A 21,034-nucleotide genomic window follows, 5' to 3' on the forward strand; every position below is an offset into this window, starting at 1 on the left:
TTCACGATCACGAATCACGGCGCAAATAGCAGATTTCTGTCGTAAGGAAGACATAAAATGTTAGCGTAAGACATTAAGCCATTTTCACTGACAGGAGTATGCGATGCAGCGCCGTTCAGCCACTTTAGAAGATGTCGCCCGCGAGGCGGGCGTTTCACAGCAGACGGTTTCGCGGGTGGTGAATAACCCACAGATAGTGGCGCAGCGCACCCGTGAAAAGGTGCTGCGCGCGATGCAGACGCTGCACTATGTACCTAACCGGTCAGCACAGCTATTGGCGGGCAAAGCGGCAGCGTCGATAGGGCTTATCACGGCGTCGTTGACCTTGCACGCGCCGTCGCAAATTGCCGCGGCGGTGAAACGGTATGCCGGTGAGCAGGGGCTGGAGGTCGCCATCGCCATGCCGGCGCAAAGTGATTACCCGGCACTGCAGGCGCGGCTGGATGAATTTCGCGCCCAGCATATTCGAGGCGCCATTATCAGCCTGCCGCTGGAGAGCAGCGTCGCCGAACGGCTGGCGGCGGAAAATACGGATATCGCCTGCCTGTTTCTCGATGTCTCGCCGGAGACGGATGTCTCCTGCGTGCGTTTTGATCATCGTGATGGCTGCGGCGCCTGCGTGCGCCATCTTTGGGAATTAGGGCATCGCGAGTTTGGCCTGTTGGCCGGGCCGGAAAGCTCGGTATCGGCGCGGATGCGCCTTGGCAGCTGGCGCGAGACGCTGCACCGGCTGGGGGTCAGTCAATCGATTACGGTGTTCGGCGACTGGAGCGCCGCCAGCGGCTGGCAAAAAACCTTTGAGTTGCTGCATAAAAACCCGAAATTAAGCGCGATCGTGGTCGCCAACGATCAGATGGCGCTCGGGGTGTTAAGCGCGCTGGCGCAGCTTAATCGGCGCGGCAGCCAGGCGATTTCGGTGACCGGCTATGACGATACGGCCGATAGCCTTTACTTTCAGCCGCCGCTTACCACCGTCGCCCAGGATTTTGATCTGTTAGGCCGCCGGGCGGTGGAATTACTGATGCAGCAGATGGCGGCGCCGACCGGTCGCCTGCGCGAACTGCTGCCGGCGCGGCTGGTGGTACGCCAGTCGACGTGGCCGCTCGCGGCGCAGGACAATACCGCGCCGCTGATCGCTGAACTCAAAGCGCTGGTAGAGAAGCTATGAGTACGTCTGCGGTTTAAGATTTATTGAACAAGGGCGTGCTAGCCTGCGAGTCAGACGTAGGAACTCACGACGCTTTTCTACGAAAACGCTAAATACAATCTACGATCTATCCATGCAAGCATTTATTCACCGCCAGTCACACGGCGGTTTTTTTTTGCCCATTCCCCCGGTCTCGTCGCTTGTCGATTTTATTATCCTCTGCTGGTTGTTGATAATTTGCGCTGATGGCAGCGTAAATACGTTGTTTTTCATAGTGTGGGTCTCGGAGATTCCCAGGGCTGTATTTTTTAAGGCAGCATAAAATGCTGATAGCTATCGGGATGGAAAAAACGGCCAGGGCTAACCATACTGATGACATTGTGACAGGAAGTGGTGCTTTCAATGAACGATGATTTTCAGGCGATTAAGAACGAATTTGCGAAGTATGCCGATGCGGTGCAAGGGACCGCGGTGGCTTTTGCCATGTATGAAGATTTAGCCCGACGGCTGGCAACTTACTTCCACAACCTCGATCAGCTTAACAAACGACGTTTTCTGCTGAAGCTGGAAGAGGGGGAACGCGAAATTGGTACCCAGGGCAGCTATGACTGGTATGGGGCGCTGACGCGCTTTTCATCGGCTGCTCATTAATCCAGCCACCTGATTTTTCGCTTTAGTGCAATGAGGCTTTATGAAATTCCCTGGCGTACCGGAAAATGAAGAAGAAAGACTGAAATCGCTGTATCTGGCGGACCTGCTCGATACCCGTGATGATGAGCGTTTCGAACGTCTCACCCGGCTGGCTAAAAAAATTTTTCAGGTGCCGGTGGTACTTATCAGCCTGCTCGACCGGGAACGGCAGTGGCTGCTCGCCTGTCAGGGGCTGGGGATTCGCCAGACCCGGCGCGATATCTCTTTTTGCGCCCACGCCATCTTGCAGGACGGCGCCTTCATCGTTAACGATGCGGTCAATGACGATCGTTTTTATGATAATCCGCTGGTGACGGGCGAACCCTATATCCGCTTCTATGCGGGCTATCCTGTCCATCTGCCCGATGGCGCCGTGGCCGGTACGCTATGCCTGATTCATACCACGGCGCGCGAGTTTAACGATGAAGAGATCGCCGTCCTCAAGGATCTGGCGTATATCGTCGAGGATGAGTTCCAGGTGATTGGCATGGCGATGACCGACAGTCTGACCGGCATCGCTAACCGGCGCGGCTTTTACCGCATCGGCGATAAACGTTTCCGTACCCTTACCAGCAATGCAACGCCGTTTAGCCTGGTTTTTTTTGATCTCGATAAATTCAAACCCATTAACGATCTGTGGGGGCATGCGGAAGGTGACGAGGTGCTAAAAACCTTCGCGGCGTTTCTGGCGCAACATCTGCTGCCAGGCGAGGTGGTCGGCCGTTTAGGCGGCGATGAGTTCGCCGCCATCATTACCCGCAACGGGCGTGCCGACACATTCTTGCAAAAGCTGCGTGAGAGTGTCGATCATTACAACCAGACGTCAGGAAAACCCTATAACATTAATTACTCTTACGGCGAGCTACAGAGCGATGTCAGCCGTTATCCGATGCTCGGGGATATGCTAAAACAAAGCGATGAAGTGATGTATTCGCGCAAGCGTAGGAAAACCTTATAAACGCGATTATTCCGCCAGAGGATATTTTTTAAAAGCGGCTAAACCCTCACATGCTTCGGCTAAACCATGTATATGTTTAAAATCGTGGGGCGGGATCGTCGTTGGGATCATGGCCTGAATAAATGACCAGACGACAGTACTGGTTATCATGACCTGATCCAGCTGTTGGGCGGTAGTGCGGCCGGCCAATCTTGCATCCCATTCATGACAAGCTGCCAGCAGTTGCTGTGTTACACGCTCAATCCATGGCTGATGCTGTTTTTCCGCCGGACGGAGACGATGTTCATAAATATTTTGTACCGCCTTTTCGCTGGCAGCGAGAATAAACCCCAACAGTTGCAGATCCTCCGCTAACCGATGCGGATTGTTCGCTAACAGTTTACGCCTGGGTTCGGCCTGCATTTCGAAATATTGTAGAATCAGTGTCGAGTCCATTAATAACAAACCGTTATCCAGTACCGCCGTTGGCGCTTTAACAACCGGGTTAATTTGTGAAAACGCATCAAAGGTGCTGAATACTGATAAAGGAACGCTCACAAATTGTATGCCGTATAGTTCCAGCGAGATTGCAACACGCCTAACGTAAGGCGAATCCATCATACCAATAAGTTTCATCGTCATTTTTTTATTCCAGATTAACATCATTCTATTATCGGGAAATCATGTGTTCAGGCGCTGCCGATAAGCAGACCACCGCAGATTAGCGTAAACCGATAGCGACGAATATCATGGTTTTCTTATACAGAGCGTAAGTATTTCTGACATTAGCCGGCAAGGTGCAGAGAACAATAGATGTCGAATTATCCACCCATTGCAAGTTTACGCAGTTTCGAGGCCGTCGCGCGTCTTGGCAGCGTGACGCTAGCGGCGAAGGAACTGAATGTGACACATTCGGCGATTAGCCAACAAATCAAAATCCTCGAGGAGCTCGTTGGGGTAAAACTCTTTATCCGCCAGGGGCGTGGCGTACAAATCAATGAAGAAGGGCGGCTGTACGCGCTGCAAATTCGCGAGGCTCTGCAGCACATCGCAGAGGCGACAAAGCTGGTACAGATTAAACCTCGGACGTTGGAACTTACGTTGTCAACACTACCTTCATTTGGCTGTCACTGGCTATTGCCGCGGCTAATGAGATTCCGCGAGAAATATCCTCATATCTTATTGCGGCTTCAGGCCAGCTTGTCGGTGAGCGATCTGGAACAGGAAGGGATTGATATTGCTATCCGTATGGGGCGTGGTGAATGGGAAGGGGTTAAAAGTCATTTTCTCTTTGCGGATGAATTAATGGTAGTCGCCGCGCCAAATTATAACGGCGGCAAGCTGCCAGCGACGCCGGAGGAGGTGGCTGCGAGCAACATTATTTTTTCGATGGAATCATGGAAAAGCTGGTGCCTGAACGCTGGGCTGGAGAAAGAGATCGAGCCTGGCGGACTACGGGTTAATGATTCAAATCTGGTTCTTGATGCGGTACGGCTGGGCGAAGGTATCGCTCTGGAGCGTAGATCTCTGGTTCAGGGGGCGCTGGATAGAGGAGAGTTGGTGCAGTTAACGGCAATTACTGCGCCTTATCCCTGGCACTACTGGTTGGCGGTCTCTCCGTTGGCGGAGGAAAAGGAGGAGGCAGCGCTGTTTATCGGCTGGCTTTTTGACGAAATCACTATCTGGCAGCAACAACGGCAATAACGGGCTTTAAAAACAGAACGCCCCCTGGTGCAACAGCAGCAGGGGGCGCTTACGGGTGGGGATTATCGTCGTTCATCAGTCATCCCATTTGTGGCTTAGATACGCGGCCAGAAAACCAAAGAACAGGATTGTTCCCAGTACGGCCATAAAAACATGCATGTTTCCCAGCATGGTCTACCTCCATCATATTTATGCGCTAATGTTGTCCTCATTGAACAGGGTTTACGGTTGTTGAATAGATAATATCCTGGTCAATCTAAACAAACGATTAACCAGAATGGCGTTAGGGTATATGAAATAAATTAACGCATCAGATGGCGCGTTCAAGCACAAATAAATACGCTTCGCGCGACCAGAACAGTGCGCTGCGGCGGCGTTCGACCGCCATGGTTTTGACTTCCCAGCCCTGCTGCGTGTACTCAGTGAGGAACCGGCTCATTTTATCGGGATCGGCTTTCGCTTCGCCAAAAAACATACTGCCCAGCAGCCCCTCTTTATAGATAACGACGCGACACTCTTTTTTCATCAGCTTAATCCTTGCAGGTGTAAATCAACGACGCGAATAATTGTCGCTGGCCATCTTAATATTATCACTGACGGGGGGAAAACTTTTTTCGATATTGCAGCGGGCTCACGGCGAAATGCTGGCGAAAGTGATGACGTAGCGTACTGGCATTAGCGAAACCGCAGATTTCGGCGATTCTGTCGATGCTGAGGCGGCTGTCGGTGAGCTGCTGGCGGGCGCGAAGCAACCGCTCATCGAGCAGCCAGCGGGCCGGTGATTTGCCGGTCGCCTGTTGAAAACGGCGCAAGAAAGTGCGCGGGCTCATATCCATCCGTTGCGCCAGCGAGGCGAGGGTATGGCTCTCAGCGAGATGCTGATGCAGGTAATCAAACAGCTGGCCGAGGCGCTGGCTTTCACGCGCTGTAGCCACCGGGCGAATCACCTGCTGCGCCTGCCCACCGTCGCGGTGCGGCGACACCACCAGCCGCCGTGCGACGATATTCGCCGCTTCATGGCCGAAATCTTCGCGCACCAGATGCAGACAGAGATCGATGCCCGCGGCGCTGCCGGCGGAGGTCATCAGCCGCGCATCGCCAACGTACAGCACGTCTTCCACCACCTCAATCAACGGAAAACGCTGCTGCAGCCGGGCAGTATAACGCCAATGGGTGGTGGCCTGCCGCCCATTGAGCAATCCGGCGGCGGCGAGCACAAACACCCCGGAACAGATAGAAACGATTCTGCAGCCGCGCGCGTACGCAGCCGCCAGCGCCTGGCACAACGCTTGAGGAACATCGCTTTCTATACCACGCCAGCCGGGCACCACGATGGTGTCCGCTTCATCAAGCAGCGCCAGCCCGCCATCGCTGACGATACGGATACCGCCGGTGGCGCGAAGCTCGCCATCATCGACGGCGGCGACCGCGAACCGATACCAGCTTTCCCCCATTTCCGGGCGCGGGAGGCCAAAAATCTCCACCGCCACGCCGAATTCAAAGGTACACAGGCCGTCATAGGCCAGAACGACGACTTTTGGTGGTGACAGTGTCACATTGCGGGTTGTCAGGATTTCAGCGTTTTCTGTCATCAATGGGGGCGGTGGTCCGGGTACGGTGGTGGTTAAAGTAGTGTTACCACAGACAAGGAGAATACGCCATGAGTGTTGTAAGCCAATTTACACCAGCCGCCCCGGTCGATGCCGCTGCCTGGTTTGCCCATAAATTGAGTTTCGAAACCGACTGCGCGGATGTCCATCACGCCATGCAGCACGGCGAACAGGACTTTGTGCTACTGCACGTGATTGGCAGTCATGATGTGTTTGCCCGTCGCCACCTGCCTGGCGCGCTGCATCTGCCGCATCGCGAGATCAATGCCGCGCGAATGGCGCAGTGGCCCTCGGAAACGCTGTTTGTTGTCTATTGCGCCGGGCCGCACTGCAACGGCGCGGATATTGCCGCCTTAAAGCTGGCGCAGCTTGGCAGACCGGTAAAAATGATGCTCGGCGGCCTGACCGGTTGGGCGGATGAGGGGTTCGCATTTAGCCTCAGCGAAGCCAGCAACATGAAATAAATTCAACAGCCATGAATTTTTCTCGTTTGCCGATGCTCTCTCCGCATGACAGTATCTGGACATATAGACATCCAGAAGTCTAAAAATTCAAATAATGAATTATCACGGCGGGCAACTACCTGCCTGCCGTTAAGGAGAGAACATGCAACGTCACCAGGCCCCGTTCCGTGCAGATATTGTCGGCAGTTTTTTACGTCCTGACGCTATTAAGCAGGCGCGCCTGCAGCTGGCGCAAGGCAATATTGATGCCGGCCATCTGCGTGAAATTGAGAATGAAGCCATCCGCCAACTGGTTCAGCAGCAGTGCGATTGCGGCCTGCACGTGGTGACCGACGGTGAGTTCCGGCGCGCGTGGTGGCACTTCGACTTCTTCGACGGTCTGGAAGGCGTGGAACGTTACGATTCAGAGAAAGGTATTCAGTTCAACGGCGTACAGACCAAAGCGCACGGCGTGCGCGTGACCGGTAAACTGGGCTTCGGCAACCATCCAATGCTGGAAGATTTCCGCTTTTTGAAAAGCGTCAGCGGCAATGCGCAGCCGAAAATGACCATCCCCAGCCCCAGCGTGCTGCACTTCCGCGGCGGGCGAAAAGATATCGATAGCACGGTATACCCGGACCTGGCCGAATACTTTGACGATTTAGCAACCACCTGGCGTGACGCGATCCGCGCTTTCTATGACGCTGGCTGCCGTTATCTGCAACTCGATGACACCGTCTGGGCCTATTTATGTTCAGACGAACAACGCCAGCAGGTACGCGAACGTGGTGACGATCCGGACGAACTGGCGCGTACCTATGCCCGGGTGCTGAATAAAGCGCTGGAAGGGAAACCGCAGGATCTGACCGTTGGTCTGCACGTCTGTCGCGGTAACTTCCGTTCGACCTGGATTTCAGAAGGCGGCTACGAGCCCGTGGCGGAAATTCTCTTCGGCGGCGTCAACATCGATGCGTTCTTCCTCGAATATGATAATGACCGTTCCGGTGATTTTGCCCCGCTGCGCTTTATCCGACCAGGCCATCAGCAGGTGGTACTGGGGCTGATTACCACCAAGAATGGTGAACTGGAAAACCCGGAAGGCGTGAAGGCGCGCCTGCAGGAGGCGGCGCAGTATGTGCCGCTGGAGCAGATTTGCCTGAGCCCGCAGTGCGGCTTTGCCTCCACCGAAGAGGGCAATTCGTTAAGCGAAGCCCAGCAGTGGGATAAAGTGCGGCTGGTCACAGGGATCGCCGCCCAGGTCTGGTAAGGAGATAGCCCGCATTAAGCGGGCTTTTTCTATTTGCGCAGCAGGCGCTGTAGGCGTGCCTGTCGCCAGTGGCGGATCCACCCGGCAAAGACAAACAGACGTAATCCCCGTAGTAGCAATAATGCACCCCAGACGATCGCCACCCACACTGACCAGTAGACATCCGGTTGGGTGAAATAATTAATCACCAGCAACAAAACGCAAACCGTTACCGCCACGCTTAGCGAGCGGAAAAAACGGCTCTCCTGATGCAGACGGCTTTTCGCTTCTTCGATCCGTAAATCTAGCGACGCTTCGTGACCGACAGGCGCATCGTCGCTGAGTTCGGCCACATTTATCTCAAACACTGCCGCCAGAGCGCTCAGGGTTTCTAACCCCGGGCGATCGCCGTTTTCGATCCTCTGGATAGTGCGAACGCTGACGCCAGCCAGTTCGGCAAGCTGTTCCTGGGACCAGGCGCGCTGCAGACGTAATTGTTTGACGCGGGTACTGCTGTTCATGATGTTAATCTCCGGATGGGAACCTGAGACCAGTGTGGTTTTTTAGCCTGCCGGGCGCCACGACAGGCACCCGACAGACAGACGACAGCAACCCGACAGCCGCATGACGCGCGGTTTACGCCTGTACGGTTTGCCACGGACGCACGTTCATGCCGCGGAAAATCATCAGCCAGGCGGCGACTATCGCCAGCATTAAAATGAAGAATAGCGACCAGTGCGGCAGATGGGTGAGGATTATCCCGGTTAGCATCGGATTGAACGCCGCGCCTAACCAGCCTAACGACTGGGCGGAAAAGTAGCTGGCTTTCATACCGGGTGGGGCAATCTGATCGATCAGCATATATTCGCCCGGCGCATAAATAATTTCGCCAAGGGTAAAGATGGCGGCGGAAATGCCCCACATCAGCAGATTATTACCGGAGAGGATAAACCCGCCGAGACCCAACACATAGCACAGGGTGCCGAAGGTCATTAGCGGGCGGATGTTTCGCGCCGAAAGCCGTCGCCCGACGGCATATTGCAACGCGACGACCACCGCGGCGTTGACCGGCAGCACTACCGCGACCACTTTTTCCGCGAAGTCGCTGGTGCCTGCGGCCAGCACATACTGCGAAATGCAGGAGGCGAAAGAGCCGCCGACAAATGACGCCAGCAAGCCGGAAAAGGTAAACCACAGCAAGGCGCGGTCGCGCAAAAGCACCGACGGCGTCCACTGCGGCGTGATGCCTTCCGCACTGGCGGCAGAGGTGCGCTCGACGAAGAGCTGAATAAACACCAGCGGGAAGGCGGCGCACAGCGCAGCCAGCCAGAAAGGCAGGTTAATACTCTGCATTACCAGCAGGGTGCCGATTGGCGGCCCAACGGTCCAGCCGATATTGAGGAAGGTATAGTTGAGCGAAAAGATGCGCGCTTTTTTCTCCGGCGTCAGCACGTCGGCAAACCAGGCTTTCAGTACCGTGGAGAAAACCGAATAGGCGCAGTTGATCAATGAGAAAAAGAACACCACCAGCGCCACGCTATTGACCGCGGGGATGGCGATAAAGCCCACGATAAACGCCACGATGGCGATCAGCATATAGCGTTTTTTGTCGAACTTATCGGCAAGAATACCGAAGCCCATGCTGAAGATAACGCCGACGACCAGCGCGACGGAGAGCGCATAGCCAATGACATCGACTTCCAGCTGGAACCGACGGGTGAGATAAATCGTCATAAAAGGAAGCGTTGCGCCGCGGCCGATGGTTAACAGCAACGACGACGCCAACAGCGCTACCGTTGAGCGCCTGATGGTGGTTGTCATTTTTTCCTTGCCCGATGAAGTGTTTTATTTTTGTTGTGCCCGATCACAAATAGCATGCTAACTGAGCCTTGTATAGCGGGCTCCGTGTCGGAAAGTGCCTTCAGCACCTGCTAAAAATAATGATCTGTTCGAGCGGCGGGAATTTGGTTACTTTGACGGTGGTCATCGTTGACCAGGAAGACAGGGGCTTCGTATGACGCGCAGAGATGGACTGCTGGCAATGCTGGTAGTGGTGGTGTGGGGGCTTAATTTTGTGGTGATTAAGCTCGGGTTACACAATATGCCGCCGCTGATGCTGGCGGGGTTACGTTTTTTGCTGGTGGCGTTTCCGGCGCTGCTGTTCGTTGCGCGACCCAAAATACCGCTGCGTCTGCTGCTGGGCTACGGCCTGAGCATCAGTTTCGGCCAGTTCGCCTTTTTATTCTGCGCGATCAACCTCGGTATGCCGGCCGGGCTGGCTTCTCTGGTGCTGCAGGCGCAGGCCTTTTTCACAATCGTGCTGGGCGCTTTTGTCTTTGGCGAGCGGTTACAGGGAAAGCAGGTCGCCGGTATCGCGCTGGCGATTTTTGGCGTATTGGTACTGGTTGAGGCCAGCCTCGGTGGCCAGCACGTGCCGCTGGTCGGTTTTATGCTGACTCTGGCGGCGGCGTTTAGCTGGGCCTGCGGTAACATTTTCAACAAGAAGATTATGTCTCAGCAGCACAAGCCGCCGATTATGTCGCTGGTGGTGTGGAGCGCGTTGATTCCGGTTTTACCGTTTATGCTGGCGTCGTGTATTGTTGATGGGCCGCAGGCGATGGCGGAAAGCCTGGTGAATATCGACGCCACGACCGTGCTATCGCTCATGTATCTGGCGTTTGTCGCCACTATTGTTGGTTACGGTATCTGGGGAGCGCTGCTGGGACGTTATGAAACCTGGCGGGTGGCGCCGTTGTCGCTGTTGGTGCCGGTGGTCGGGATGGCCAGCGCGGCTCTGCTACTCGGTGAACGGCTCAATGGCCTGCAGCTGTTGGGGGCGGCGCTGATTATGGGCGGGCTCTACATTAACGTGTTTGGTCTGCGGCTGGTGCGCCCGGGCGCGGCGCGGGATAAAAAAGCCCCGCGTTAGCGGGGCCCAGGAGATATCAGAACAAGTGGAGCATTAGTTGTAATACGGTACGCCCAGCTCATCCGATTTATCATTGCCGGCAGCCATGTGATTAAAATCAAACGGCGAGTCGTTATGTTCCGAAGGAATAATCATCGCATCCCGGTTATTGTGGCGAACCGGAGTGGTGGTTTGCTCCGCGTAACTCTGGCTTGCAGCCAGCGCCATTAGCACGATGGCGGCGGTAGCGAATAATTTCATGATTTCCTCGATACGTCTTTATGCAGGCGATTAACAACAATAATTATTTAGTGGCATCAGGTAGCGGGATTCTCCCGGAACGTTGGTGATGCGATATTTGTGCGGCGGAACATCGAAGTAGTTTTTAAACGTTCGCGTCAGCGTCTGTTGCGATTCAAAACCGTAACGTTCAGCCAGATACAAAATTGGCTCGTTGCTCTGCTTGAGTTTTTGCGCAATCTCCGTCAGCTTACGACTGCGGATGTACTGGCCCAGCGAGTGGCCGGTCTCTTTCTTGAACATTCTTTGCAGGTGCCATTTGGAGTAACCTGAGCGCTCCGAAACTTTCTCCAGCGACAATGGAGATTCCAGGTTCTCTTCGATCCACGACAAAATACTATGGATAGTGATGGCGTCGTTATTGCGTCTGGACATCATCTTACCTCTTCTTATTACGGCAGGACTTTCTTGAGCAGTTGCTCAAGCATGACCACTTCGTCTGCCGTTAGATTTTTTGTTAGTTCCTGGTGCAATTTTTGACCCACAACCTGATGACAGTGCTCACAAAGGGCTGCGCCTTCTGGAGTCAGTTGCACCAGAATGCCGCGCTTGTCATTGGGGTTGGGCAACCGTTCTATCCAGCCTTTGCAGACGAGTCTGTCGAGCATGCGCGTCATTGCGCCTGGATCGACCGACAGAACGGTCTTCAGCTCAACGGGTGTCGTACATACCTCGCAGCGAATGGAACAGAGCACCCGAAATTGGGTAGCGGTGATATCCATGGGTGAAAGGTAGTCGTTGAGCAGTCGATCTTTTTTCTGGTTAACCATCTGGATCAATCGGCCGAGAGGGATCATCTCGTTGAACAGATTGTTGGTGTTTTCCATGATAGTTGCCCAGGCAATTATTTAGTTGCGATGGATATTATTGCCGTGGCAATCATAAGTCAACATTATGAATTCGCCGATGCCACGATTTGCTAAAGAACGATAATTTGATGGTGGTCACTTTTTTCCATTTTACTAACGCTTGTTATTTTTTATAAGCGTGATTTTTTCATGGGGTGTGGCATCTGCGCTGCTGCTGTCGATATACTCACGGGGTGAAACTGTACTGAAAAAATGATACTTAACGGGATGTTGACTCACTATGCTGGAACTCTTTAAAGCAATAGGGATCGGTCTGGCGGTGATTTTACCGCTGGCGAACCCGCTCACCACCGTGGCGCTGTTCCTCGGCCTGGCGGGCAATATGAACAACGCCGAGCGTAACCGGCAATCGTTGATGGCATCGGTGTATGTCTTCGCGATCCTGATGGTGGCGTGGTATGCCGGCCAGGTGGTCATGAATACCTTCGGTATTTCCATTCCCGGTCTGCGTATCGCCGGCGGGCTGATCGTGGCTTTTATCGGTTTTCGTATGCTGTTTCCGCAACAGAAAGCCCATGATTCGATGGAAGCGAAGATCAAATCGGAAGAACTGCAGGATGAACCCACGGCGAATATCGCCTTCGTGCCGTTGGCGATGCCCAGCACCGCCGGGCCGGGCACCATTGCGATGATTATCAGCTCCGCCTCGACGGTGAAGCACGGCGTCGATTTCCCTGATTGGGTAGTATTGGCGGCGCCGCCGATTATCTTCGCGCTGGTGGGGATCATTCTGTGGGGCTGCCTGCGAAGTTCCGGGGCAATCATGCGGCTGGTGGGGAAAGGCGGCATAGAAGCGATTTCCCGCCTGATGGGTTTCCTGCTGGTCTGTATGGGGGTTCAGTTCATCATTAACGGCGTGCTGGAGATTATCACCAACTATCACGCCTGATCGCGATAACTTTCTGAAAGGCCCGGCGACGTGTCTGTTTCGGGCCTTTTGGGGATAGGATGTCGGCGCCGCGGGCGGCATTGACCGCCCGCGTCGTTATCATGAGTGATGCGCTTGCTGTTCATCAAGCGGCGTTGGCCAGCGGCGAAAAATCATCACTGCCCAGACCAGCGCCACCAGTGCCGGCACTGCGCCAACGTAGCCTATCGCCGACATCGACAGCTGCGTACTCACCTGACTGCCGACCAGCGCGCCGGCGCCAATACCAATATTGAAAATACCCGAAAACAGCGACATCGCGACATCGGTAGCATCCGAAGCCAGTGCCAGCACTTTCACCTGCATGCCGAGGCCGATGACCATTATCGCGATCCCCCAGAACACGCTGAGCAGCATCAGCTGGTTGGCGTTCCTTGAGGCGGGTAGCAGCAACAGCAGGCATATCAGCAGCAGGCCGATAGCGGTGGTAATCAGCCCGGAAGCATGTTGATTGCCCAGCTTGCCGAAGACAATACTGCCGATAATACCTGCGCCGCCGAGCACTAACAGCAGTAGGGTGGCGAAGTTACCGCTAAGGCCAGCGACGGTTTGAACGAAGGGTTCAATATAGCTGTATGCCGTGTAGTGGGCGGTCACCACGATAACCGTCAGCAGATAAATGCCGAGCAGCGCCGGGCGGCGGAACAGCACCGGCAGGCTCTTCAGCGAACCGGAATGTTCGCTTGGCAGCGCCGGCAATAGTTTAGCCAGGCACACCAGCGTCGCTAAAGCGCCAAGACCAATGGCCAGGAAGGTGGTGCGCCAGCCGAAATATTGCCCGACGATACGGCCAATAGGAATGCCGAACACCATGGCCAGCGCGGTACCGGTGGCGATAAGACTTAGCGCCTGTGCGCGCTTGCCGGGAGGGGCCATACGAATAGCCAGCGCGGAGGTGATCGACCAGAACACCGCATGGGCGAACGCAATGCCAATTCGACTCACCACCAGCACCGTGAAGTTCCACGCGAAAAATGACAATACGTGGCTGGCGATAAATAAGACGAACAGGCCAATGAGCAGGCGACGGCGCTCCATCTGGCTGGTCAGCAGCATGAATGGCAGCGACATCAATGCCACTACCCAGGCATAAATGGTCAGCATGATCCCGACCTGGGCCGTTTCCATGCCGAAGCTGTCGGCGATATCAGACAGCAAACCGACCGGCGCAAATTCCGTGGTATTAAAGATAAAGGCGGCAATTGCCAGCGTGACGACCCGCAGCCACGCGACTCTGCGTGAGACCGTATTTGTAAGCATAAATTCCGGGCTGGTAGTAATGAGAAGAAGAGAAGGCGATCTTAAAACGAATGCTGCTGAAAATACAATCACTTTGTGATCTGTATCTCATTTTATGCTGACACCTGTGCCTGCTAACAACTTAATTTTTCAGCTAATAGTGTGCACCCGCGCTTTCTGTGTCATGTTGATAGACAATAAAAAAGGGGAGCACGATGAAAGAAATTAGTTTTTACCTGGTCGATGCCTTCAGCGATCGCAATTTTGGCGGCAACGCCGCGGCGGTGTGCCCGCTCAGCGAATGGCTGCCTGATGAAACGCTTTTAAAAATGGCGCAGCAGCATAATCAATCCGAAACGGCGTTTTTTGTTCGTACCGACAGCGGCTATGAGCTGCGCTGGTTCACTACCCTTGATGAGATTAATCTCTGCGGTCACGCCACCCTCGCAGCATCGCACGTGATTTTTGAATATCTCGATCACCCTTCGGCAACCATCGTATTCAGCACCCGTTTTGTCGGTGAACTGCGGGTGACGCGCAGCGGCGATTGGCTGACGCTGGATTTCCCCGCCTGGCAAACGACACCGGTGCGCGACGTGCCGACGGCACTGTTCGCCGGGTTGGGTATCGATGATGCGCTGGAGGTGCGGGAAGGGCGTGATTACCTGGTGGTGCTACGCTACCGGGCGCAGGTTGAAGCGGTACGTCCGAATATGGCGCTGCTGGAGGCGCTGGATAAGCGGATTTGCATCAGCGCCGCCGACGAGGAGTACGATTTTGTCAGCCGATTTTTCTGTCCCGGTGATGGGGTGCCGGAGGATCCGGTAACCGGTTCAACCCACAGTATGCTGATCCCCTACTGGGGAGCGAAGCTCAATAAAACCGACCTGCTGGCGCGCCAGGTGTCGGCGCGCAGCGGCGAGCTGCGCTGCCAGTGGCGCGATGACCGCGTATTGATTAGCGGCCAGGCGACCACCTATCTGCGCGGCACGGTCTATTTGCGCGAAAGTTAACGATAGTTTCCCCGGCTGACGCAGCGCTTAGCCGGGCAATCCTAACTAAGCGAGGCGCCGCCGCACATTACCAGCTCTTGTCCGGTCATGGCCGCGGCCTCTTCGCTAAGAAGCCAGCTCACCAGCGACACCACTTCCTGTGGCTTAATCAATCTACCGAGCGGCGGCGTCTTCGGCGGCGAACTCTCCCGCCCTGGCTGGCGCAGCATTGGCGTATCGGTGGCGCCGGGGGCGACCACGTTAACGGTAATGCCCGCCGCGGCAAGTTCCGCCGCCCAGCTTCTCGCCAGCGCCACCAGCGCCGCTTTGGTTGCCGTATACTGAGAACGGCCTGCCGCTCCGCGAGAGGTTCGGCTACCCAAAAGGATAATCCGACCGCCGCGGCTCATAACGGGCGCAAAGCGGTTGGCTAAGGTCTGCGCTGCATCCACATGCAGACGCCATAACGTCTCGCCACGCAGTGCGTCAAGTTCTCCTAGCGGCGCCGCCGCCATCATACCGGCGGCATGGATTATCGCCTGCGGCGTCGGTACCGACGACAGAGCATCAACCAGTGCCTGGCGGTCGCTCAAATCGACTGCCAGATGCCTGAAGGCTTCATGAGCGAACGGCGGCGCGGAGCGGCTTAGCCCGAGCACCTGCCAGCCCTCCGCCAGCAGTTGCCCCACAATCGCCGCGCCGATCCCCGAACTGGCGCCTGTGACCAGTGCCTGCTTCATGGCGCCTCCAGCATGCTGCGCGGTACTTTAAACACCGCTTTCCTCACCGGGGCGGGTGTTGCAAAGGCGCATAGCGCCTGGTGTGGTTCGCCGGGCAGAAAGACCGCGAAGTCGCCGGCATGCAAATGCAGCGTGACGCTTTGCGGCGTCTGCTGGCTGATAAAGAGATCTGGTTTGCGTTGTTCATCGTCGGGTTGGCCGCTGTACAGCGTACCGGTATGAATAGTCTCCTTTCCGCTTAAAATGACCTGAATATCGGCCCACTGGTGGTGGTATTCGGTATGTCGCTGTTCTGCCGCCTGGGTTTGCGCGGTGCCGATGGTGCAGTACCAGTCGCTATCAGCAGGCTGAAAGCGACCATCTTCACGGGCTGTCAGGGCGGCAAGAGAACATTCAGGACGGCTGAGGATTTGCCGTAACGCCAGTGGCAACCCCGCCTGAGGCAGGGCGTTCAGATTACCGATGATCATGCGATTTCTCCTTTCACCCACTGCGGCGATACGCGGATATACTTGATGGCCTGTCGGTACCAGGTATAGGCAATGTGTAAATTACCGTCTTCACCCTGTTTAATACTGGGGTAGGAGAATTCGCGGTTCAGTTTTTGTTCGGAATTGTTGGTCATACAGTAGCCGTCGCCCTCATCAAGGTTGCGCATCCATGGCCAGCTTTTACCGCCGTCAGCGGAAATCGCCACGGTCATTGGCGCACGCGGTGCGCCCCAGAAGGCGGTTTTGCCAGTGCGTTCAGGCTCTTTACGACCGTCATCATCTTCTATTTCATCGTATAACGATGCCCGACGCTCGCTGGCGCCTGCTGCGCTCATGTTGTTGAACACCAGTGCCAGATCGCCGTTGCTCAACGTGGTAACCTGAATGGACGAGTTATTGTTTGGCAGCGTGGTGGGGATCGGCGCTGACCAGCTTTCGCCAAAATCTGTCGACCGGCTGTACCAGATATGATCGGCCCAGCGGCTGCGGAAGAAGGCGACCAGCGAGCCATCGGCCAGCGGGGTGATATTCATATGCACGCAGCCGAGGCTCTGCGGTACCGCCACGTCGCGCCAGCTCTTGCCGCCATCGGCTGAGATTTTTACCGCACTCACATCATCGTTACCGACCCATTTCTCCCCCGGACGGGTACGACAATAGAAAACCGGCAGCAACCAGTTGCCGTTGGGCATCACGCTGATGGGTTGCCGAATAAAGGTGCCGGGTTCATCGAGCAGGGTGGCGATTGCGCCCCAGTGCTTTCCTCCATCGCGCGACTGGCGATAACGCACAATAGCGGTGTCCTGATTGCCGGCGTGCTGCGCGGTCCATAACAGCCACAGCACGCCATCTGGAGCCTGAAACAGCACCGGGTTCTGTTCCGAACGCTGCGGATCGTCGGATAACTTTACTGCTTCGCTCCACGTTGTGGCGCCCGGCGCTAAACGCGCCCCCCAGACTGAAATATCCGCTTTTCCTTCCTGTGAACCCCCGAACCATACGCACAGCAGCGTGCCATCGGGCAGCGGCAAAAGATTGGCGGCATGGTTTTGCGGGCAGCCGGAGGGCAACATTGCCCATGCCAGATGAGGATCCTGTTGGTGTTGGCGAATTACGCCGTCAAAAGTTGGGGTGGTGGTCATTTTTACACTCCACGTTGTTCAATGGGGGCCGGGGATGATTGTTGCGCTTTATTGGGGATCAGGCGGTCGATCACCATAATCAGGGCCGGGGTAATCAGCGCGATGTACATGTTATTGATGCCGAACGGATCGCCTAGCAAATACCACGCCGAAGTCACCACGCAGGCGCCGATAAGGCCAGCGTTCGCGCCGCGGGCGCTCTTAAAGAACGGCGCATAGAAGGCGATGACCGCGACGACGGTGATAGAGAGCCTGATGGCGCGGGTAAAGAAGGAGAGCTTCAGCACTTCCGGTACCAGCAGCACAAAAATAAGCGGCAGAAAACCGATGATCAGCGAGGCCCAACGGGTGGCTTTAAACTCCTGCTCCGGCGTTGGATTGCGCCACGGCACGTAAAAATCTTTTACCACCAGCGAGGCAATCGCCAGGGCAACGGTACTGACGCTAACGAAAATTGAAGCTACAAGTGACGTTGTCACTAACCCGGCAAGCCACGGGTTCATATCTTGCAGGAACACCGGCAGGGCGTACAGGCTATTGATTTCCGGGTGTAAAAACTTCGCCGCCACGCCGATAATGGCGATCGCGAAGGCGATAGGCAGGCAGAAGAAAAAGGCAATCCAGGTAGAGCGTTTCGCCGATTTTACGTTTTTTGTCGAGCTGATAGCCTGAATGACAAACTGGGTACAGAAGATGGAGCCGATGGTGCCGATAAGCCAGGCGCAGATCGTGCCGGCGCCAAAATTGCCATCCCAGGTCCAGTAGTAATCAGGCATCTTCTCAATCATCGGCGTGAAACCGCCGGTTTTTGCCAGCGCGAAGCCCATAATGATAAGCAGGCCGGCATATTTTAATGCGCTGTGCAGCATGGTGACCCAGGCTACGCCTTTCATACCGCCAAAGGCAAAATAGAAAGTACTGACGATGGCGGTAATAAACGCCGCGAGGGGTAAATTGATCTTTAATACCGTAGAAATGGCCGCCGCGCCGCTGACGTAGTTACCGACGTTCACCAGCAACAGGGCGTAAATCATAATGATGGAAATAATATTCTTGGTGCTGGTGCCGTATTTCTCGGCAATCGCCCCGGAAATAGTAATTTTGCCAGTGTTATAGATGCGCTTAACCAGTATCAGGCCAAATAGTGGAAAGCCAATGGCGGCGCCCAACACCGACCAGGAGGCGGCAATGCCGCTCTCAAAGGCGGCCTGTGCGGTTCCGATAGTGGACTTGGCGCCGATATATTCCGACATCAGCAGGATACCGACAATAAAGGCCGGCATCGCGCGCGAGCCCTCCATAAAATCCCCGGAGTTTTTACTTCTAATACGGAACGTCAGCCAGGTGGTAAATAAGATATAGGCGATGACAATGCCAACAATAATAAAGGTATCTTCAGTGGTAAAATGATTCATCTTAGCCTCTCTTTGGGCGTACGAATCCTGGGCACGCAGGTGCCCGGTCTATTTTGTTGAAGAAGCGCAGCGCTTAATTAAGATACTGCGCGATGATTCCACGTATTTGCTGCAGTTGAGATGCGCTAAACTGCACCGCGTAGCGGCTATCGCCGACCTCATGGCCCATCAGCTGCAATGCTTTTTTCACCGCGGCGGGGGAAAAGGCGACTTTGTAGAGATCGGTACGCAGGCCGGTGACGTTTTCCTGCGCCAGCCTGGAGGCTTCAATATCGCCTGCCTGGAAGGTTGACCAAATCGCGTTAATCTCCCGTGGCGCAACGTTAGCCAATCCGGAAATGCAGGCTGAACAACCGTCAACGAAACCCTGATGAATCAGCGAATCCGGCCCGTTCAGAACATTAAAACCGTCGATATCCTTCACCGCATCAAGAAAGCCCTTAAGACTCTCATAACTACCGGCGCTATCTTTGATGCCAATGATGTTGCCATGCGCAGCCAGCTGACGTGCGGTTTGCGGTTCAATGGTGTTACCGGTGCGCGCCGGGATGTTATACAGAAATACCGGTACGCTCAGCGCATCGGCGATCGCCGTGTAGTGGCTTACCAGCTCATCTTGTTTTAGCGGCACGAACCACGGGGTGATGACGGACACCGCGTCGACGCCTGACTTTGCTATCTGCTGGCCAAGACGAATGGTTTCCCGCGTCGACACTTCGCCAATATGCGCCACCACCGGCGCGCGTCCGGCAACCGCCTCGACGCAGGTTTCGGCAACAGCTATTTTTTCCGCTTCATTGAGGACGAAAAACTCGCCGTTGGTTCCGCCGCAAAAAATGCCATTACCGGCGGCCAGCTGTCGTTCTACCTGTTGGCGCAGCGCCGTCAAAGTAAGTTCACCGCTGGCGGTAAAGGGGGTAACAATGGCGGTTAACACGCCGCGAATGGAATGATGCATTTATTTCTCTTCTCCTTGATGAGATGACTGTGGAAAGAGCGTCTGGTAAATCGCCTGGACTTCGTCCTGGTTCACGCTGCATGGGGCATTGTTCATTAATCGTTTTACTTCCAGCGCCGCGGCGCTCAGCGTTTCAATACTCTCTGGTGGTACGCCCAGCGCGGCGAGGTTGTCGGGCAGCGCCAGGCGTTTCACCAGTTGCGCCAGCCAGCGGACCAGCGCATGAGATTTCTCTTCGTTATTCAAGGTCAGATCGGCGTCCGGGATCAGATCCCAGACCTGGGCGAATTTATCCACCGCGTGCGGGCGTACGACCTGCATACAGGGGGCCAACAGAATGGCGTTCGCGACGCCGTGTGGTAAATGCCAGGTGCCGCCAAGCGGGTAGGAGAGCGCATGCACCAGATGCGTACCGGCATGATTGATAGCCACGCCGCCGTAGTACGAGGCCCATAGCATCTCCAGTTTCGCCGTAAGATCCTGCGGGTGGGTCACGGAACGCTCAATATGCCGCACCAGCTTATGCAGGCCGATTAAGGCGGCGTTATCGCTCACCGGGTTAGCGACGGTAGAAGTAAAGCACTCCAGTAGATGACACAGCGCATCGATGCCGGTGGAGGCGGCAATGGCCGCAGGCATGCTGGTGGTCAGTTCCGGCAACAGAGCCACGAAATCCGGCAGCAGTACCGGGGAGATAATCCCCACTTTGGTATTACGCTCGGGAATAGCCAGGATGGCGTTTGGTGTCGCTTCCGAGCCGGTGCCTGCGGTGGCGGGTATCAGCAGCGATGCCAGGCGCAGGCGCGGTTTCTCGCCGTCGATCAGCGCGTTGAGCGCAGGGGAGGCGGGATGAAGTAATACCGAAAGCAGCTTCGCCACGTCGAGGACGCTGCCGCCGCCGATACCGACGACCATCTCCGGTTGCGCTCCCGCGAGTTGGGCAACAATTTGCGCCACGTCATGTTGGCTGGGCTCTGCCGGTACGGAATCCACGATCCTCACATCAACGTTATTCTCGCCCAGCAGATGTTGGATCTGTTTGGTCGCGGCCAACTTACCGACGTTCGCATCGGTGACCAGTAAAATGCGCTTTTTACCTGCCAGCACTGGCTTCAGGGCTGATATGGCGCCCGCGCCGCTGATAATCGTGCTGTTAATCGTCGCCACGTCTCACTCCTCTATTGTTATGATTGAATTCAATCAACATGCTTAGTGTTCACTCATTTCAATGAGCAAAAGTTATAATTTATACGGACGTTTAATAACTTGAGCTTG

The 21,034-nt window shown here is 55.3% G+C and carries 25 protein-coding genes; 9 read left to right on the forward strand and 16 right to left on the reverse strand.

The features are described from left to right. Positions 1-103 precede the first annotated feature (103 nt). The 3 genes from ABLV08_RS00825 to ABLV08_RS00835 all read left to right on the forward strand — a co-directional run bounded on the left by ABLV08_RS00825 (position 104) and on the right by ABLV08_RS00835 (position 2,795). Entirely contained in the window at positions 104-1,168 is a 1,065-nt protein-coding gene (locus tag ABLV08_RS00825; RefSeq protein WP_015366745.1) for a LacI family DNA-binding transcriptional regulator, read from the forward strand. A gap of 381 nt (positions 1,169-1,549) precedes the next feature. Then, positions 1,550-1,798, forward strand: a complete 249-nt coding sequence (locus ABLV08_RS00830) for a hypothetical protein (RefSeq protein ID WP_032714429.1) — start codon at positions 1,550-1,552, stop codon at positions 1,796-1,798. A gap of 40 nt (positions 1,799-1,838) precedes the next feature. Next, a complete protein-coding gene (locus ABLV08_RS00835; protein WP_348855437.1) occupies positions 1,839-2,795 on the forward strand; it encodes a sensor domain-containing diguanylate cyclase in 957 nt (318 codons plus the stop codon). A 6-nt stretch (positions 2,796-2,801) separates the two neighbouring features. On the opposite strand, the gene ABLV08_RS00840 is transcribed toward ABLV08_RS00835, so the two are convergent. Then, positions 2,802-3,410 carry a glutathione S-transferase family protein gene (locus ABLV08_RS00840; protein WP_047047214.1) on the reverse strand — a complete coding sequence of 203 codons (609 nt, stop codon included), beginning with the start codon at positions 3,408-3,410 and terminating at the stop codon, positions 2,802-2,804. Positions 3,411-3,587: 177 nt separating this feature from the next. On the opposite strand from ABLV08_RS00840, the gene ABLV08_RS00845 reads away from it, so the two are divergent. Then, positions 3,588-4,478, forward strand: coding sequence for a LysR substrate-binding domain-containing protein (locus ABLV08_RS00845; RefSeq protein ID WP_045360779.1), 891 nt, complete (start codon positions 3,588-3,590; stop codon positions 4,476-4,478). A 75-nt stretch (positions 4,479-4,553) separates the two neighbouring features. On the opposite strand, the gene mgtS is transcribed toward ABLV08_RS00845, so the two are convergent. From mgtS to ftrA, 3 genes are all read right to left on the reverse strand, one after another. Continuing rightward, positions 4,554-4,649 (reverse strand): protein MgtS, encoded by a 96-nt coding sequence (mgtS, locus tag ABLV08_RS00850; RefSeq protein ID WP_004102377.1) that lies wholly within the window; start codon positions 4,647-4,649, stop codon positions 4,554-4,556. A 139-nt stretch (positions 4,650-4,788) separates the two neighbouring features. Then, positions 4,789-5,004: a DUF4177 domain-containing protein gene (locus ABLV08_RS00855; RefSeq protein ID WP_015366741.1), complete on the reverse strand. Its 216-nt coding sequence runs from the start codon at positions 5,002-5,004 to the stop codon at positions 4,789-4,791. A gap of 64 nt (positions 5,005-5,068) precedes the next feature. Beyond that, on the reverse strand, positions 5,069-6,070 hold the full coding sequence (gene ftrA, locus ABLV08_RS00860) for a transcriptional regulator FtrA (protein ID WP_015705308.1): 1,002 nt from the start codon (positions 6,068-6,070) through the stop codon (positions 5,069-5,071). Positions 6,071-6,138: 68 nt separating this feature from the next. On the opposite strand from ftrA, the gene ABLV08_RS00865 reads away from it, so the two are divergent. Both ABLV08_RS00865 and ABLV08_RS00870 read left to right on the forward strand, forming a co-directional pair. After that, positions 6,139-6,552: a rhodanese-like domain-containing protein gene (locus ABLV08_RS00865; RefSeq protein WP_015705309.1), complete on the forward strand. Its 414-nt coding sequence runs from the start codon at positions 6,139-6,141 to the stop codon at positions 6,550-6,552. Positions 6,553-6,694: 142 nt separating this feature from the next. After that, positions 6,695-7,798, forward strand: a complete 1,104-nt coding sequence (locus tag ABLV08_RS00870) for a cobalamin-independent methionine synthase II family protein (RefSeq protein WP_015705310.1) — start codon at positions 6,695-6,697, stop codon at positions 7,796-7,798. Positions 7,799-7,827: 29 nt separating this feature from the next. On the opposite strand, the gene ABLV08_RS00875 is transcribed toward ABLV08_RS00870, so the two are convergent. Both ABLV08_RS00875 and ydeE read right to left on the reverse strand, forming a co-directional pair. Next, positions 7,828-8,298 carry a helix-turn-helix domain-containing protein gene (locus ABLV08_RS00875; RefSeq protein WP_032707969.1) on the reverse strand — a complete coding sequence of 157 codons (471 nt, stop codon included), beginning with the start codon at positions 8,296-8,298 and terminating at the stop codon, positions 7,828-7,830. Between the two features lie 115 nt (positions 8,299-8,413). Next, positions 8,414-9,598: an efflux MFS transporter YdeE gene (gene ydeE / locus ABLV08_RS00880; protein WP_015705311.1), complete on the reverse strand. Its 1,185-nt coding sequence runs from the start codon at positions 9,596-9,598 to the stop codon at positions 8,414-8,416. Positions 9,599-9,791: 193 nt separating this feature from the next. Here ydeE and eamA point away from each other — a divergent pair, with 193 nt between their 5' ends. Beyond that, positions 9,792-10,706: an O-acetylserine/cysteine exporter gene (eamA, locus tag ABLV08_RS00885; RefSeq protein ID WP_032707971.1), complete on the forward strand. Its 915-nt coding sequence runs from the start codon at positions 9,792-9,794 to the stop codon at positions 10,704-10,706. Between the two features lie 33 nt (positions 10,707-10,739). On the opposite strand, the gene marB is transcribed toward eamA, so the two are convergent. Genes marB through marR form a run of 3 tightly spaced genes read right to left on the reverse strand, consistent with a single transcriptional unit; the run spans position 10,740 to position 11,812 of the window. Next, entirely contained in the window at positions 10,740-10,946 is a 207-nt protein-coding gene (gene marB, locus ABLV08_RS00890) for a multiple antibiotic resistance protein MarB (protein ID WP_020078926.1), read from the reverse strand. A 30-nt stretch (positions 10,947-10,976) separates the two neighbouring features. Beyond that, positions 10,977-11,360 (reverse strand): MDR efflux pump AcrAB transcriptional activator MarA, encoded by a 384-nt coding sequence (marA, locus tag ABLV08_RS00895; protein ID WP_015366733.1) that lies wholly within the window; start codon positions 11,358-11,360, stop codon positions 10,977-10,979. 17 nt (positions 11,361-11,377) lie between these two features. Further along, positions 11,378-11,812, reverse strand: coding sequence for a multiple antibiotic resistance transcriptional regulator MarR (marR, locus tag ABLV08_RS00900; RefSeq protein WP_015366732.1), 435 nt, complete (start codon positions 11,810-11,812; stop codon positions 11,378-11,380). A gap of 262 nt (positions 11,813-12,074) precedes the next feature. Here marR and ABLV08_RS00905 point away from each other — a divergent pair, with 262 nt between their 5' ends. After that, complete coding sequence (locus tag ABLV08_RS00905) at positions 12,075-12,743, forward strand: MarC family NAAT transporter (protein WP_015366731.1); 669 nt, start codon at positions 12,075-12,077, stop codon at positions 12,741-12,743. 99 nt (positions 12,744-12,842) lie between these two features. Here ABLV08_RS00905 and ABLV08_RS00910 read toward each other — a convergent pair whose 3' ends face one another. Beyond that, complete coding sequence (locus tag ABLV08_RS00910) at positions 12,843-14,042, reverse strand: sugar transporter (RefSeq protein WP_032707972.1); 1,200 nt, start codon at positions 14,040-14,042, stop codon at positions 12,843-12,845. A gap of 194 nt (positions 14,043-14,236) precedes the next feature. Here ABLV08_RS00910 and ABLV08_RS00915 point away from each other — a divergent pair, with 194 nt between their 5' ends. Continuing rightward, on the forward strand, positions 14,237-15,034 hold the full coding sequence (locus ABLV08_RS00915) for a PhzF family phenazine biosynthesis protein (RefSeq protein ID WP_348855439.1): 798 nt from the start codon (positions 14,237-14,239) through the stop codon (positions 15,032-15,034). A 41-nt stretch (positions 15,035-15,075) separates the two neighbouring features. Here ABLV08_RS00915 and ABLV08_RS00920 read toward each other — a convergent pair whose 3' ends face one another. The 6 genes from ABLV08_RS00920 to ABLV08_RS00945 form a co-directional block, all read right to left on the reverse strand. Further along, positions 15,076-15,753 carry an SDR family oxidoreductase gene (locus tag ABLV08_RS00920; RefSeq protein ID WP_032714437.1) on the reverse strand — a complete coding sequence of 226 codons (678 nt, stop codon included), beginning with the start codon at positions 15,751-15,753 and terminating at the stop codon, positions 15,076-15,078. Continuing rightward, positions 15,750-16,223 (reverse strand): YhcH/YjgK/YiaL family protein, encoded by a 474-nt coding sequence (locus tag ABLV08_RS00925; protein ID WP_348855440.1) that lies wholly within the window; start codon positions 16,221-16,223, stop codon positions 15,750-15,752. Before ABLV08_RS00925 ends, ABLV08_RS00920 begins: the two co-directional genes overlap by 4 nt. After that, the gene (locus tag ABLV08_RS00930) at positions 16,220-17,386 is read right to left on the reverse strand and encodes an exo-alpha-sialidase (protein ID WP_015705317.1); all 1,167 of its coding nucleotides are present in this window, start codon (positions 17,384-17,386) and stop codon (positions 16,220-16,222) included. Before ABLV08_RS00930 ends, ABLV08_RS00925 begins: the two co-directional genes overlap by 4 nt. 2 nt (positions 17,387-17,388) lie before the next feature. Further along, positions 17,389-18,801 carry a sodium:solute symporter family protein gene (locus ABLV08_RS00935; protein WP_015705318.1) on the reverse strand — a complete coding sequence of 471 codons (1,413 nt, stop codon included), beginning with the start codon at positions 18,799-18,801 and terminating at the stop codon, positions 17,389-17,391. A 73-nt stretch (positions 18,802-18,874) separates the two neighbouring features. Then, positions 18,875-19,759, reverse strand: a complete 885-nt coding sequence (locus ABLV08_RS00940; protein ID WP_348855441.1) for a dihydrodipicolinate synthase family protein — start codon at positions 19,757-19,759, stop codon at positions 18,875-18,877. Next, positions 19,760-20,926, reverse strand: coding sequence for an iron-containing alcohol dehydrogenase (locus ABLV08_RS00945; protein WP_058676145.1), 1,167 nt, complete (start codon positions 20,924-20,926; stop codon positions 19,760-19,762). It lies immediately after the preceding gene. Positions 20,927-21,034 lie beyond the last annotated feature (108 nt).

This window comes from Klebsiella sp. CN_Kp088 (genome assembly GCF_040064335.1).
In the GTDB taxonomy this organism is placed as follows: Bacteria; Pseudomonadota; Gammaproteobacteria; order Enterobacterales; family Enterobacteriaceae; genus Klebsiella; species Klebsiella aerogenes.